Genomic DNA, 14,445 nt, shown 5'->3' on the forward strand with positions numbered 1-14,445 from the left:
GCGACCCATTATTAACACATCTTTTGCAAAAGTATGCAGGTTGTAATCACCTCCAACTACTGCCAAAAGTTTTCCATTGGAATATATTGGAGCAGTATAAGAAACTGTTATTGAATCATCTTCTATGCTTTTATAAGGATCTGATACTACAAGTTTTCCCACGCTTTTGGCCTCTTGATACCATGACCTTGTTCTTGCGTCAAATCCGGTTTCTTCAGGACTTCTAATAATTCTGTTAGATTGATATAATTTTCCATCGTCATTAAATCCAATATATACTACATTAAAGCCAGCTGCTTCTTTTACTGTTTCTAATATATCAAATAGTTCGCCAGAATTAACCCTTGGATTTTTTTCTACAAATTTAACAATAGAAGCAATGGCATCTCTTTTTGCTCCAGAATATATATTGTATGCTGAATTAACATCAAACATAGTTTTTTTCTGAATTTCTTCTAGATAATAACTAGTGCTTTCTTTAGATTGATAATAGCTAATCATATTAACAACTATTAGTATAATAGCTATTAAAAAACAGGCTATTGTTGTCAATTTATTAGATAAACTGTTAAATTTAAACATACTTGTTCCTTTTTAGTTATTTTTTGGCCGGGTATTTTACTTATAAAATAATTAGAAAAAAATAAAAATTTTTTATCTTTTTGAAAACATATGTAGTTTTTATATTTTTTATGTGCATTTAAGTTTTAATAAGTATAATTTCAACTTTAATGCGGGAATAGCTCAGGGGTAGAGCACAACCTTGCCAAGGTTGGGGTCGCGAGTTCGAATCTCGTTTCCCGCTCCATTATTACCCGCCCGGGTGGTGGAATTGGTAGACACAAGGGACTTAAAATCCCTCGGAATTTTTCTTCCGTGCCGGTTCAAGTCCGGCCTCGGGCACCACTTTTTGGTAACTCAAGGCGACATAGCCAAGCGGTAAGGCATGGGCCTGCAAAGCCTTGATCTCCGGTTCGAATCCGGATGTCGCCTCCAATGCGATGTTAATACTTGATATTTCTATTCTTTTACGGGAGATGGCTGAGTGGTCGAAAGCGGCGGTCTTGAAAACCGTTGAGGGTCACACCTCCAGGGGTTCGAATCCCTTTCTCCCGGCCACTTTAACATAATTTTTCATATTTTGTTTTACATTTAAAAAGATATTTCTTAATTTCTTTAAGAAATTAAGAAAATTATTCTAAGTCTAAAACCCCGCCTTTGCTAGCATTACTAACAAGCTTTTGATACATTTTAAGCCATCTTGAATTTATTTGCTTATAAGGCATTTTAAAATTTGCTTTGCGTTTAGCAATTTCATCTTGGGCTAAATTTGCATTAATGCTGTAAGTATCTACATCAATTTCTATCTCATCACCATCTTTTAAAAGCGCTATAAGTCCACCTTCTGCAGCCTCAGGAGAAATATGGCCTATGCTAAGTCCTCTTGTAGCTCCGCTAAAACGACCATCTGTTATAAGTGCAACTTTAGCACCAAGCCCCATGCCTGTGAGTAATGAAGTCGGACTAAGCATTTCTTGCATGCCAGGTCCACCTTTTGGCCCTTCATAGCGTATCACGCACACATCGCCTTCTTTAACTTTACCTTTTATAATGCCTTTGATAGCTTCTTCTTGAGAGTTAAAACAAACCGCTTTTCCTTTGAATTTACGCTCGCCCATAATACCTGCAGTTTTTATCACACAGCCTTGCTCAGCTAAATTCCCAAAAAGTATAGCAAGCCCACCTACATTTGAATAGGCATTGTCTATTTTTTTTATAATGTTTTCATCTTTAATATCAGCATTCTCAATGCGCTCTTTTAAAGTTTTTCCACTAATATCTAGAGTGTCAAGTTCTAAAATATGGCCTGGTTTTTTGGCTATTTCAGCTATTACTGCACTTACTCCACCTGCTTTGTGTATATCTTCCATATATATTGTGTTTAAAGATGGAGCGATTTTGGCTATATGAGCCACATTAGCGCTGATGTGATTGAGCTCTTTTATATCCAAATTTACACCTGCTTCATAAGCAATAGCAAGCATATGTAAGATAGTATTTGAACTTCCACCCATAGCCATATCAACAACTAAAGCATTGTTAATGGACTTTTTAGTAATAATATTGCGAATTTTAAAACGCTCATCTAGTGCAATTTCACAAATTCTACGCGCAGCTTTTCTTAAAAGCTCTTCTCTTTCTTTGCTAAGTGCTAAAATAGTTCCATTTCCTTCTAGTGCTATACCCATAGCCTCGCATAAAGTATTCATAGAATTTGCAGTAAACATACCCGAGCAAGATCCGCCGCTAGGACAAGCTTTGCATTCTATATCTTTTAAATCCTCTTCATTGATTTTTTTAGCCTCATAAGCTCCCACTGCTTCAAAAACAGAACTTAGACTGATTTTTTCTCCATGTTTATTTACTCCTGCTTTCATAGGTCCACCACTAACGAAAATAGTCGGCACATTAACTCTTAAAGCTCCCATGAGCATACCTGGAGTGATTTTATCACAATTTGGGATACAAATTAGTGCATCAAGTTGGTGTGCATTCATCACTGTTTCAATAGAGTTTGCGATGATTTCACGACTTGGTAAAGAATAAAGCATACCATCATGCCCCATAGCTATACCATCATCAACACCTATGGTGTTAAATTCAAAAGGAATACAGCCATTTTTTCGGATTTCATCTTTAATGATTTTTGCATATTCATTTAAGAAAAAATGTCCTGGGATGATATCTATATAGCTATTTGCCACACCTATAAAAGGCTTATTAAAATCTTCATCATTTAAGCCACATGCTCTAAGTAAAGAGCGATTTGGTGCTTTTAAGTGTCCTTTTTTGATTGCATCACTTCTCATTTGTATCCTTTTTTAAAGTAAAAACTATCATTTTATGCTTTTATTTTGCAATTTTTGCTTAAATTTTTTAAACTTAAATAGTATTTTAAAGAAAATTATTTAAAATGTGCAATTATTTTGATTTAAGGAATATAATGCTTTTAATTAATCCGGTATTTATAGGTGTTTTGTTAATGACGCTTTTGTGTTTTTTTAGGTTTAATGTTTTGCTTAGTGTTTTGCTTTCTGGGCTTTTTGTAGGCATTTGGTCTAAATTTATGCATATGGAGCATTTAAGTTTAGTGGATTTTTTTACCCAACTTCCACAAGCGATGATGGATTCTATGAAGGTTTTAATCGATGGTATGCAAGGGAATTTGCAAACAGCACTAAGTTATATTTTGCTTGGAGCGGTGGCTGCTGCTATATCAAAAACTAATCTAACGGCATATTTGATTAAAATAGTTTCGCATTATATTTCACATAAAAAATACTTACTTATACTTTCTTTGGCACTTATTGCTTGTTTTTCGCAAAATTTAATCCCTATCCATGTAGCTTTTGTACCTTTGTTAATTCCACCTTTGTTGAAACTTTTTAATAAATTAAAAATAGATCGTAGAGCCATAGCTTGTGCATTAACTTTTGGACTTACCACACCTTATATGGTGGTGCCTTTAGGTTTTGGGCTTATTTTTCAAACTTTGCTTGTGGATAATTTAAATTCAAATGGGGTGCAAATTAGCCTAGGAGAAGTTTCTCAAACTATGGCTTTTGCGGCTATTTGTATGCTAGTTGGTCTGTTTTTAGCTGTGTTTGTATTTTATGCTAAACCAAGAGAATATCAAGAAGAACAAATTAGCAAAATGGACTTTGAAAATCTAAAAATGAGTAAAAAAGAATGGGGTGTTTTAGCTGGCCTTGGATTGACTTTGATTTTACAAATTTTAACGCACAATTTACCTTTATCAGGGCTTTTAGGTTTTGTTTTGATGGTGATTTTGGGTGGAGTAGAGTATAACAAAGTTAATTTAGTTTTTGATGATGGGCTTAAAATCATGGGTTATATAGCTTTTGTAATGCTTGTTGCTTCAGGATATGGAGAGGTTTTAAAACAAAGTGGAGGTATAGCTGAGCTTGTAAAAACAAGCGTGCCTTTTATGGAGCAAAGTCACTTTTTAGCTATTTTTATTATGCTAGCTATAGGTCTTTTAATCACTATAGGTATAGGCAGTTCTTTTGGTACTATTCCTATCATCGCTGCCTTATTTTGTCCTATATGTATAGAACTTGGTTTTTCACCTGCTGCGATTATTTTTATCATCGGTGTTGCTGGAGCTTTGGGAGATGCAGGATCACCTGCTAGTGAAACGACTTTGGGAGTGAGTGTAGGGCTTAATGCAGATAAGCAAGGTGATCATATAAAAGATACTTGTATACCAACCTTTTTATGCTTTAATGGCTCTTTGCTTATCTTGGGTAGTGTTATAGCATTTTTCTTAATTTAAAATATTAAAAGTCTAAAAAGGCTTTTAATATTCAAATTCTTCCATATAACCACAATCAATTGTAAGAATTTTCATTTGAAATGATTTTATAAACTCGATTATAGGTTCAACTCCACCATAAGGAAAAGAAATGGGGTAAAAATACAATTTGGCGATATTTTCCTCTATTTTCTCTATAGAGTGAAAATAGTATTCTCCATTTCCTATGCAGTCAAAAATATCATCAAACTCCCAACAATCTTTGCTTGAGAAATATTCTAATTCTTTTTTGCTGTAAAAATTATATATACTTTTATCTGTGTATAAATCTTCTATTTGTAAATTCTCATCTTTTAAGATTTTGATATAATTAAACAAATCGCACAATCTTTTAAAAGACTTTTCATTATTAATGATAAACTTAATAAAGCAAAATTTTTCCATTTTAATACATTAACAATATTCCACTTGAAAGTCTGCTTGAAGATTTATTATACTCAATAAGACTCTCACCGTATCCGTTAAAATACTGAGTGTAAATATATAAGCCATTGTTAGAAATTTTATAAGCTCCACTTATTTCTACTGCACCGCGGTTATTAGCAAAATTTAAATTATTACGCCACAATATATTGATAAAATAATCATCTTGGGTATAAGCAAGATTAATATCAAAATTACCTAAATATTTTTCTATATCAGGATTATCATCTTCTGAACTTTTTTCAGGAATTCTTAGCCAAACTCTAGGTATGAACATAAAATCGCCAAAAAACCATGCATTGCTTAGATAAATTCTATTCCATGATCTTGATTTTGGATCATTTTGCCCGTTAGATTCATGTAATAAGCCTATGCGTACATCTTTTAAATTCTCAAAAGCACCATGTCCGCTTATAGGAAAGTTGATAAAAAATTCAGGTAAATAGTTTGTTTCTCTAAAAGGAGCAGAATGTTTATAAAGTTGCCACCATGAAATTTGCGTATAGCCTATGTTATAACTTTCATTTAAACCCAAAAGATTTTCAAAAAGAGTTTTTTTAAGGCTTACTTGAAATTTAGTTTCAGTGCTTTTATAATCTCTCTTGCTAAAACTATAAGAAACAGGCATAAAATAGCTAAGATTATGCGTGCTAATACCAAAAGGATTGTATGATTTTTCTGTGCCAAGGTAGTTTGCTAAAGCTTCATTTTTTGGATTAATATCATCTAATTTTTTCTCTTTGGATGTATTTTGCTCAAAATTAAAAGACTTTTCTAAACTTGCTTCTTTTTGTTTTTCTTTTAAAGCCAAGCTTTTATAAATTTGCATAGCTTTTTTGTACTTACCTTGATTTTCATATTCTAAGGCTTGATTGAATAAATCCTCATTTGCTAAAGCACTAAAAGCACATACTATGGGTAGAATTGTCTTTTTCATGAAGCCACTTTTTATATTCTTTAAAATAATTTAAATTTATAAACTCATTATCATCTTCAAATTCTATAAATTCTGCTTTCATTGTATCACAAAAAAAGGCTAATTTGTGATTGTTTTCTTGTAAAAATTGCAAAGTTTTTTCAAAATTCCTACTATGGTAAAATCCACACAAATAATGCTTGTGTTTTTTTGTGCTTGCTAAGAGTATATTTTGTGATTTTAGATGATCAAAAAGCTTGTAAAAACTTTCTTTATTTATGTTTGGAGTATCCACGCTAAGGATAAATACATAGGTATTTTTAAAATGTTTAAGTATGGAATTTAAGGCAATGAGTGGAGAATAGTTGTTTAAATCCTCATCTAAAATAAGTGCTAAGTTTTTTTGATGAAATTTATCTTTTTTGGTGCTAATAAAAACTTGATTAAAAATTCTTGACATTTTTTCATATTGATAAAGAGTTAAGTTTTTATCATCTACTTGCAATAAGCTTTTATCTTCTCCCATACGCGAAGACTTTCCACCACATAAAATCACACAAGGATAGGGAATTTTTTCACTCATAAAAACCTCATAAATTCATCAAAATATTTTATAATACATTTATGAAATATACAGATTTAATACAAATAAAAGATTATTTTAAACAATTTCAAAGACTAAATTATCTCAAACGCCTTGATGATAATATCTTAGAGCTTAGCTTAGATCATCAAACTTTTATACTAGACTTAACGCGTGGAAAAAGTGGAATTTACCAAGATAAACTCCAAGCAAAAGTCTATAATGCACCTTTTGATTTTATGCTAAAAAAATACTTTTCAAATGCAAAGATTTTAAATTTAGAAGTATTAGAAAATAATAGAATTTTATCTTTTGAAGTTTTATCAGAAAAATCTTACAAAGCTTATGGGGCTAAGATTTATTTTGAATTTACAGGAAAAAACACTAATGTAATCATCACAGACACTGATGATATCATCATAGAAGCTTTGCGTCATATAGACAAAAGCTACCGCGTTGTAAAAATAGGCGAAAAACTCCAAGCTTTAAAAGCTTATGAGATAAAAGAAGAATTTGTAAAGATTGATGATTTTAATGTGTATTTTAAAGAAAGTGCTAAAAAGTTACAGCAAGAGCGCATAAAAGATATTAAAGAAAATAAACTTTTAAATATAGATAAAAAAATCTTTACCCTTAAAGAGAGCATAGAAAATTTAGAACAAGAAAGTAATTTATTAAAAAAAGCTCAAGAATTAAGCCAAAAAGCAGATGTTTTGTTTGCTAATTTAAATTCTTTAAAAGATTATCAAAGAGAATTTATTTTACAAGATTTTAATGCAAATGAGCTTGCTTTTAAGCTCGAAGATACTCCTAAAAACAGTGCGAATGAATTTTATAAAATGGCTAAAAAGCTAAAACAAAAGGCTAAAAATATCAATATAGAAAGAGAAATTTTAAGTGAAAAACTTGATTTTCTAATAAATTTAAAAGACTTAATTGCTAAAAGCACCTCTTTGAGAGAATTAGAAGTTTTAATGCCTAAAAAAACAAAAAAAACAAAAAAAGAGGAACTAAATGCAGGGGTTAGTAGCTTTTATTTTGATGAGTTTAAAATCAGCGTAGGACGCAATGAAAAAGCTAATGAGTATTTATTAAAAATAGCTAAAAAAGATGATATTTGGCTGCATGTAAAAGATTATCCTAGTGCACATGTGATCATTACTTCAAATAAATTAAAAATAAGTCAATTAGTGCTAGAATTTGCAGCAAAGCTTTGTGTGGAATTTTCCAAGCTAAGTTCTGGAGTTTATTTGGTCGATTATACTAGTAAGAATTTTGTAAAAATAAAAGAAAAGGCTTTTGTAAATTATACAAATTATAAGACTTTAAGCATTTTAAAGGAGTAAGTATGCCTATAAGTCCCATAGGTGGTATTCATTTTGCTAACCAAAATGCACCAGTACATTCAGCACAAGCTAGTAATGAATTGGCAAAAGATTCTTTTGCAACTTTGGTAAATATGAGTGAATTTCAAGCAAAAGAAAAGGCGGTTGAAAAACTTGAAAAAGTTAATCAAACTCATGAAGTAAGCGATGAGGTAAAAGAAAGGCAAGAGGAAGAAAAAAAGCATTCTAAACATCATCAAGAACAAGAGCAAGAAGATGAAGATGAACAAGAGGAGCAAGAAGTAGTTAAAAAAAGTTCTCATTTGCTTGATTTAAGTATATAGAAAGGATAAAAATGTTTTCAAAGACAAGAATTCTTAGTGCTATTGTGATGATAGCTGTGATAGCTGTTGTTGCTTTGGTGGATAATTTTTTGATTAATTTTGTGATTTTTGGTGTTTTATTGTTTTTGGCATTTAATGAAGCAAAAACTATATTTAAAAGCAAACATGCAAGTGTTTTTGTAGCTTTGTGTGTTTTTGCAATAGGAGCATTTTTAGATAAACCTTTCTTTATAGGCCTTTTGGCTTTGATTTTGATTTTAGGATATTTAGTTTATAAAAAAAGTGAAAATTTAAATGAACTTATGCCTTATATATATCCTACTTTACCTATTTTAATGCTTTATCAAGTATTAAGTTATGAGGGTATGTTTGTATTATTTTGGCTTATAGTGATTGTCGTTGCTTGCGATAGTGGGGCGTATTTTATAGGAAAACTAATTGGCGAGAGAGCTTTTTCTCTAACAAGTCCAAATAAAACCTTAGAAGGTGTTGTAGGTGGCATTGTTTGTGCGGGGATTTTAGGAACTATCATAGGCTCTTTTGAATTTAGCTTGGTAAAAAGTATTTATATATCTTTAATCGTAGCTATTTTTGCTGTGATAGGGGATTTGCTTGAGAGTTATTTTAAAAGACAAGCAGGTATTAAAGATAGTGGTAATTTAATCCCAGGGCATGGGGGAGTTTTAGATAGAATTGATGCTGTTATCATTGCAGCATTTGCAATGGCAACTTTAGTATGATCGTACTTGGAAGCACGGGAAGTATAGGAGTTAATACTCTTTTTATTGCTAAAGAAAAAAACATAAACATAGAAGCCTTATCTTGTGGTAAAAATATCAAGCTTTTAAATGAGCAAATAGCTCTTTTTAAGCCTAAATTTGTATGTATACAAGATGAAAAAGATAAAACCTTAGTTGATCATGATAGGATTTTTTGTGGTCAAGAGGGTTTAAAAGCGATGATAGCTGAGTGCAAAAGTTCTTTAGTGGTAAATGCTATAGTAGGTTTTGCAGGCTTAAGTTCAAGTCTTATGGTGCAAAAGCTTGGTAAAATTTTAGCCTTGGCAAACAAAGAAAGCTTAGTAGTAGCAGGGAAATTTTTTGACACTTCTAAGATTAAAGCCATAGATAGCGAACATGCAGCACTAAAGTGCTTGATAGATAAAAGAAAAGATATTAAAAAGCTTTTTATCACGGCAAGTGGCGGGGCCTTTTATAATTATAAAATCAAAGATTTAAAAAATGTCAGTGTAAAAGAAGCTCTTAAGCATCCTAATTGGAGCATGGGAGCTAAGATCACCATAGATAGTGCTAGCATGTGTAATAAACTTTTTGAAATTATCGAAGCTTATCATCTTTATGGTATTAAACAAATAGATGCTTTGATAGAAAGAAAGTCTTTAGTGCATGCTTTATGTGAATTTAAAGATGGTGGTATGAGTGCATATTTTTCTCATGCAAATATGCGTTTGTCTATAGCTCAAGCGATTTTAGATGAGCATGATCAAAGCTTTATAGAAAATTTGGATTTGTTAGCTATGCCAAGTTTAAAATTTGAAAAAATTAGTTTAAAAAAATATCCTATATTTTCACTTAAGGATGAGCTTTTGAAAAAGCCTGACTTGGGTGTGATTATAAATAGTGCAAATGAATATATGGTGTATCAATTTTTAGCCCAAAAAGCGCAGTTTTTAGACATAGCCAAGGGTATTTTTAAAGCATTGGATTATTTTGGTGTGCCAAAGATTAACCAAATTGAAGATGTTTTTGAGTATGATAAGCAAGTTAGGCTTTATTTGGATAAGGAAATGAAGTGAGATATTTTTTAAGTATTTTGATTTTTATAAATGTGGTTTTTGCTTTAGAGTTTAGCGTTAAAGAAAATGGAAAAAGTTTAGATGATAATAATACGGTTTTAATCCTTGGAGGTATACAAGGAGATGAGCCAGGTGGGTTTCATGCTGCTAGTTTGCTTTTGAGTGATTATAATATCACTAAAGGTAAAATTATTGTCGCACCAAATTTAGCTTTTGAAAGTATTATTGCTAGAAATAGAGGAAATTTTGGAGATTTAAATAGAAAATTTGCCCATATAGATGAAAACGATCCTGATTTTCACACTATAGAGCGCATAAAAAAGCTTATTTTGGAACCTGAGGTAAATATGGTTATAAATTTGCACGATGGAAGTGGATTTTACAGACCTCAATATGAAAGCAAAGATAAAAATCCAAATCGCTGGGGCAATACTAGTATTATTGATCAAAGTGAGGTAAATTCTACTAAATATGCAGATTTGGAAAATATTGCTAAAGAAGCAGTGGAAAATATCAATAAAGCTTTGGTTAAAGAAGAACATCAATATCATTTAAAAAACACCAAAACCCAAGAAAGCAATGATAAAGATATGCTAAAGGCTTTAACTTATTTTGTGGTGTCAAATCACAAAGCAGCTTTTGCTAATGAAGCGAGCAAAAATTTACCAACGCATTTAAGAGTATATTATCATCTTTTGGCGGTGGAGTATTATCTAAAAAAGGCAAATATAGAATTTCAAAGAACTTTCGATTTAACTCCAAATGGAGTTTATAGAGCTATTGAAAAGCCTTTAGAGGTAAAACTTTTTAATGATAAAATTTTACTTTATCTTGATAAACCTGCTAGTGCTATAAATTTTTTACCTTTTCCTATTAATCAAGCTTTAAATTATGAAGCAAGTAATGAGATTACTGCAGTAATTTCCAATGCTAACTCATATTCAATCAATTATGGCAATCGCTTGCAAACAAGATTGTATCCTGAATATTTTGAATTTTCAAATGCTCTAGATAGTGTTGAAGTGATAGTAGATGGAAAAAATATACAAACAAATTTTGCTCAAAAAATTATGGTAAAAGATAATTTTAAAATACCTTCTATAGCAGGTGTAAGAGTTAATGTTATAGGTTTTGATAGAGGTGTTGATGAAAGTGATATTGTTATAAGCAAAAACCAAATGCAAAGCCGTTATTCTTTGGATAAAAAAAGAAAAATTTACAGAGTAGAATTTTATGAGCTAAAGAATGCAAATTTAGCCGATCAAGTTTTAGAAAGAAAGACTAATTTTAAAGAAATTAAAAAAGCAAATATACCTGCAAAAGCCATAGAAAAAGCAGAACAAAAAGACAAATTTATCGGTATGATTTTAGTGGAATTTCAATGAGAGATTTGATTCTTGCCATAGAAAGTTCTTGTGATGATAGTTCTATTGCTATCATTAATAAAAATAGCTTTGAGTGTATCTTTCATACAAAAATTTCTCAAGAAAATGCCCATAGTGCTTATGGAGGGGTGGTGCCCGAGCTTGCCGCAAGATTACATAGTGAAGCTTTACCTAAGATTTTAAAAAGATGCCAAAAATACTTTGATAAACTTTGCGCCATAGCAGTTACAAATGAACCTGGCCTTAGTGTGAGTTTGATAGGTGGGGTAGCTATGGCTAAAATGCTTGCTATTAGTTTAAATTTACCGCTCATTGCGATTAATCATCTAAAAGGGCATATTTATTCTATGTTTTTAGATAAAAAAGCTAATTTTGATATGGGTGTATTGCTTGTAAGTGGTGGGCATACTATGGTGCTTTTTATTAATGAGCAAGGTAAAATCACAGAATTAGCAAGAACAACCGACGATAGCTTTGGAGAAAGCTTTGATAAAGTAGCAAAAATGATGGATCTTGGCTATCCTGGCGGAGCTATCATAGAAAATTTAGCTAAAAATGTAAAAGAAAATGATTTAGAATTTAGCATACCCTTGCTTCATTCTAAAGATTTAGCTTATAGTTTTTCAGGACTTAAAAACCAAGTGCGTTTGGAAATTTTAAAAGAAGAATTAAGTTTGGAGCGTAAAAGTAAAATTGCCTTTGCATTTCAAAAAGCAGCCATAGCTCATATTTTAAACAAGTTAGAAAAAATTTTTAAAGAGTATAAATTTAAACGCTTTGGTATAGTAGGCGGAGCTAGTGCAAATTTAAGCTTAAGAAGTCAAATAGAGCATTTATGCCAAAGTTATCAATGTGAGCTTTTGCTAGCTCCGCTTGAGTATTGTTCGGATAATGCTTTGATGATAGCAAGGGCAGCTTGTGAGGCTTATGAGCGTAAAGAATTTGTAAATATAGAAGATGATCTTATAAAGCCTAAGGTAAAAAACTTACAAGGCATATTATGAAAAAAGCTTTTACTATTATAGAGCTTGTGTTTGTAGTAATTATACTTGGAGTTTTAGCTGCGGTTGCTCTGCCAAAATTTAGCACAAGTAAAGATGAGGCAAGTGTAGTTCAAGCTTTGGGAAATTTAAAAATTTTTATTAATGATATAAGTGCTTATATATTAAAAAATGAAAGTCTTTCAAATATAGCTTTAATGAGCAATGTAGCAAATATAAAAAATGAAGATTTATCAACTTTGCAAAATTCCACCAAAGAACTTGATTTTAGTGTAGGAAATGATGAGCAATGTTTTAAAGTGCTTTTTGTAGATAAAGAAAGTGTTTTGCTTTTAGCACTTATGGTAGATAATGCTCAAAAAAGCAAAGCCCAAAATATAGCAGATTTAAAAAATCAAGCTTTGAAAGATCCTAAAAATCAAAGCATAAAAACTCAATTAGATGAGGCTTTAAATGCTTTTAGTCAAAGTGAATTTGCAAGCACTTCAAAATCTAAAGCTTGTCAAGGTCTAATCCACTCTAAAGCTTTTAAAGATTTAGCTACTAGAGTGTATTTTCTAAGTGGTAGTTAAAAATACACCCCACCACTTAAATACAATTTCATTCTATGCTCATCATCATATTTATACTGATGAACTGCTCTTGCTGCATCAAGCTTTATATAATACTCATTAGCTTTATTATAAAGTATTTGTAAGCCTACAGCATCTAAAAAATGCTCATCTGTTAATCTATCCCCTGAAGCTTTTTCATACCAAGCATAACCTATATCATAAAAAGGAGTAAAATAAAAATTAGTATTTGGTATATTTATTCTTATACCAAAGTTAGCTACTATGGTATTATCTCCATCACCTTCTCCATTATCATAAGCTCTTACTCCATAAGCTCCACCTAAAGATGAACTTTCAGAAGAATCTAATTCAAAATTCCCTAATACCTTTTGATAGTTTATATTTAAAGTATGAGTAATATACTCATTAATACTATAATAATTATTCAAACTAGCATTGAGTTTTCTAAACCAACCCATGCCATTACTATTATTTTTATAATTAGTGCCTAAAAAATTAACCCCATCGTCATAGACCTTGCCTAGGTTGATTTTGGTACTATAAATAAAAGTGTTATGAAAATTTCTAAATAAACCTTCTAAACCCATACTACCTACATTAGAATGCTTATTAAAAGTTAAAAATCCAGCACTTGTATCACTAAGTATTTTATGATAAATACTTGAAGTAAAGTAAAATGATGAATTGGTATTAATCCACACAGGATAAGAAAAGTCTATACCGAAATTTCTAGAAGTACCATAAAATCCGGCATTTTCATAATCTTCTCCCAAGGAATAATTTCCTTTTGATACACTTGGAGTAATTTTTAAATTTCCTAAAAAGAAAGTATAACTAGCCCCATAGTTAATTTGTTTTTCATTGCTTGATTGTAAGTAAAAATTATAATAATCTCCCATATTAAATATAGAATTAAATCCCATGCTGATGCCTATTCTATATTTACCAGAACTTTTAATACCATAATTATCAGCATATAATAATACATTAGCCTTAGTATCAGGAACTACTTCTATAACTATATCAGTTTCACCTACATTCTCTCCTGCTTGTAAGCCTGCTAGGGTTTGTACTCCATACATTTCATTGACTTTATATGCGCTATCTTCTATTAATTTAGTGGAGATAATTCTACCTTTAAGTTTTTTATCTAATTTATCTTTTATGAAATGATCTTTGATCGAGGTTTTGTTTTCTATTATGTGTTTTCCAAATACTCCTAAAGCAATGTTTAGTTCTATATTGCCATCTTCAAAATTTTGTTTTGGAATAAACACTGTTGCAGCAGGATAGCCATTAACTTGGAAATAATAAGCAACAATATTTGATACATCTTGTAAATCTTGGATATTAAATTTTTTCTGTTCATAATTTAATATGAGATTATGTAATTCCTCTTCTTCAATTCCTAAATTTTCAAAATCAATTCCTTTGTTTGTGATGTGAAAATTATAGTGAGTAAGTATTTCTTTTTCATAATGTTCTTGGTGTGTATTTATGATTTCTCTAGCATCTTGAAATTTTTCATAATTTTGTTCGGTTTTTAAATTTTCTTTTAAAGCTTTGTTTTGTGGTATATTTCTATCAGGGGATAATTCTATTATTTTTATATTGTCATTTGTAGCTCGTAAAGCACATGCTAAGATTAAGGTGCAAACAATAATCTTATGCATTTAACTTT

The 14,445-nt window shown here is 30.8% G+C and carries 14 protein-coding genes and 4 tRNA genes; 12 read left to right on the forward strand and 6 right to left on the reverse strand.

The genetic code is table 11. The annotated features are described in order from the left end of the window. A partial coding sequence (locus L8X38_RS06370) for a cache domain-containing protein (RefSeq protein ID WP_263661590.1) occupies positions 1–582 on the reverse strand: 582 nt, incomplete at its 3' end. Positions 583–733: 151 nt separating this feature from the next. Between L8X38_RS06370 and L8X38_RS06375 the strand changes: the two genes are divergently transcribed. The 4 genes from L8X38_RS06375 (at position 734) to L8X38_RS06390 (ending at position 1,119) form a co-directional block, all read left to right on the forward strand. After that, positions 734–808, forward strand: a tRNA-Gly gene (locus L8X38_RS06375). Between the two features lie 9 nt (positions 809–817). Beyond that, positions 818–906: transfer RNA gene (locus L8X38_RS06380), tRNA-Leu, on the forward strand. A gap of 16 nt (positions 907–922) precedes the next feature. Next, positions 923–996: transfer RNA gene (locus L8X38_RS06385), tRNA-Cys, on the forward strand. Positions 997–1,031: 35 nt separating this feature from the next. Further along, positions 1,032–1,119, forward strand: a tRNA-Ser gene (locus L8X38_RS06390). Positions 1,120–1,193: 74 nt separating this feature from the next. On the opposite strand, the gene ilvD is transcribed toward L8X38_RS06390, so the two are convergent. After that, a complete protein-coding gene (ilvD, locus tag L8X38_RS06395; protein WP_263661591.1) occupies positions 1,194–2,870 on the reverse strand; it encodes a dihydroxy-acid dehydratase in 1,677 nt (558 codons plus the stop codon). Between the two features lie 104 nt (positions 2,871–2,974). On the opposite strand from ilvD, the gene L8X38_RS06400 reads away from it, so the two are divergent. Then, positions 2,975–4,357 (forward strand): Na+/H+ antiporter NhaC family protein, encoded by a 1,383-nt coding sequence (locus tag L8X38_RS06400; RefSeq protein ID WP_263661592.1) that lies wholly within the window; start codon positions 2,975–2,977, stop codon positions 4,355–4,357. Between the two features lie 24 nt (positions 4,358–4,381). Here the strand turns inward: L8X38_RS06400 and L8X38_RS06405 are convergent, their stop codons facing one another. The 3 genes from L8X38_RS06405 to L8X38_RS06415 are packed head-to-tail and all read right to left on the reverse strand — an operon-like array spanning position 4,382 to position 6,318. Continuing rightward, entirely contained in the window at positions 4,382–4,780 is a 399-nt protein-coding gene (locus tag L8X38_RS06405; RefSeq protein ID WP_039629213.1) for a hypothetical protein, read from the reverse strand. 1 nt (position 4,781) lies between these two features. After that, the gene (locus tag L8X38_RS06410) at positions 4,782–5,756 is read right to left on the reverse strand and encodes a phospholipase A (protein WP_263661593.1); all 975 of its coding nucleotides are present in this window, start codon (positions 5,754–5,756) and stop codon (positions 4,782–4,784) included. Further along, complete coding sequence (locus tag L8X38_RS06415) at positions 5,719–6,318, reverse strand: molybdenum cofactor guanylyltransferase (protein WP_263661594.1); 600 nt, start codon at positions 6,316–6,318, stop codon at positions 5,719–5,721. The genes L8X38_RS06410 and L8X38_RS06415 overlap by 38 nt, the downstream gene beginning before the upstream one ends. A 41-nt stretch (positions 6,319–6,359) precedes the next feature. Here L8X38_RS06415 and L8X38_RS06420 point away from each other — a divergent pair, with 41 nt between their 5' ends. The 7 genes from L8X38_RS06420 to L8X38_RS06450 are packed head-to-tail and all read left to right on the forward strand — an operon-like array spanning position 6,360 to position 12,761. Continuing rightward, complete coding sequence (locus tag L8X38_RS06420; RefSeq protein WP_263661595.1) at positions 6,360–7,664, forward strand: NFACT RNA binding domain-containing protein; 1,305 nt, start codon at positions 6,360–6,362, stop codon at positions 7,662–7,664. A 2-nt stretch (positions 7,665–7,666) separates the two neighbouring features. After that, the gene (locus L8X38_RS06425) at positions 7,667–7,987 is read left to right on the forward strand and encodes a hypothetical protein (RefSeq protein WP_263661596.1); all 321 of its coding nucleotides are present in this window, start codon (positions 7,667–7,669) and stop codon (positions 7,985–7,987) included. Between the two features lie 11 nt (positions 7,988–7,998). Next, on the forward strand, positions 7,999–8,727 hold the full coding sequence (locus L8X38_RS06430; protein WP_263661597.1) for a phosphatidate cytidylyltransferase: 729 nt from the start codon (positions 7,999–8,001) through the stop codon (positions 8,725–8,727). Beyond that, the gene (gene dxr / locus L8X38_RS06435; RefSeq protein ID WP_263661598.1) at positions 8,724–9,803 is read left to right on the forward strand and encodes a 1-deoxy-D-xylulose-5-phosphate reductoisomerase; all 1,080 of its coding nucleotides are present in this window, start codon (positions 8,724–8,726) and stop codon (positions 9,801–9,803) included. Before L8X38_RS06430 ends, dxr begins: the two co-directional genes overlap by 4 nt. After that, on the forward strand, positions 9,800–11,188 hold the full coding sequence (locus tag L8X38_RS06440) for a M99 family carboxypeptidase catalytic domain-containing protein (protein WP_220566709.1): 1,389 nt from the start codon (positions 9,800–9,802) through the stop codon (positions 11,186–11,188). Before dxr ends, L8X38_RS06440 begins: the two co-directional genes overlap by 4 nt. Then, positions 11,185–12,192: a tRNA (adenosine(37)-N6)-threonylcarbamoyltransferase complex transferase subunit TsaD gene (tsaD, locus tag L8X38_RS06445; protein WP_263661599.1), complete on the forward strand. Its 1,008-nt coding sequence runs from the start codon at positions 11,185–11,187 to the stop codon at positions 12,190–12,192. Before L8X38_RS06440 ends, tsaD begins: the two co-directional genes overlap by 4 nt. Further along, positions 12,189–12,761 carry a type II secretion system protein gene (locus tag L8X38_RS06450; protein ID WP_133319043.1) on the forward strand — a complete coding sequence of 191 codons (573 nt, stop codon included), beginning with the start codon at positions 12,189–12,191 and terminating at the stop codon, positions 12,759–12,761. Before tsaD ends, L8X38_RS06450 begins: the two co-directional genes overlap by 4 nt. Here L8X38_RS06450 and L8X38_RS06455 read toward each other — a convergent pair. Next, positions 12,758–14,437, reverse strand: coding sequence for a ShlB/FhaC/HecB family hemolysin secretion/activation protein (locus tag L8X38_RS06455; RefSeq protein ID WP_263661600.1), 1,680 nt, complete (start codon positions 14,435–14,437; stop codon positions 12,758–12,760). The two genes, L8X38_RS06450 and L8X38_RS06455, sit on opposite strands and share 4 nt — an antisense overlap. Between the last annotated feature and the right edge of the window lie 8 nt (positions 14,438–14,445).

This window comes from Campylobacter sp. CNRCH_2014_2452 (assembly GCF_025772865.1).
GTDB classification, from domain to species: domain Bacteria; phylum Campylobacterota; class Campylobacteria; order Campylobacterales; family Campylobacteraceae; genus Campylobacter_D; species Campylobacter_D lari_D.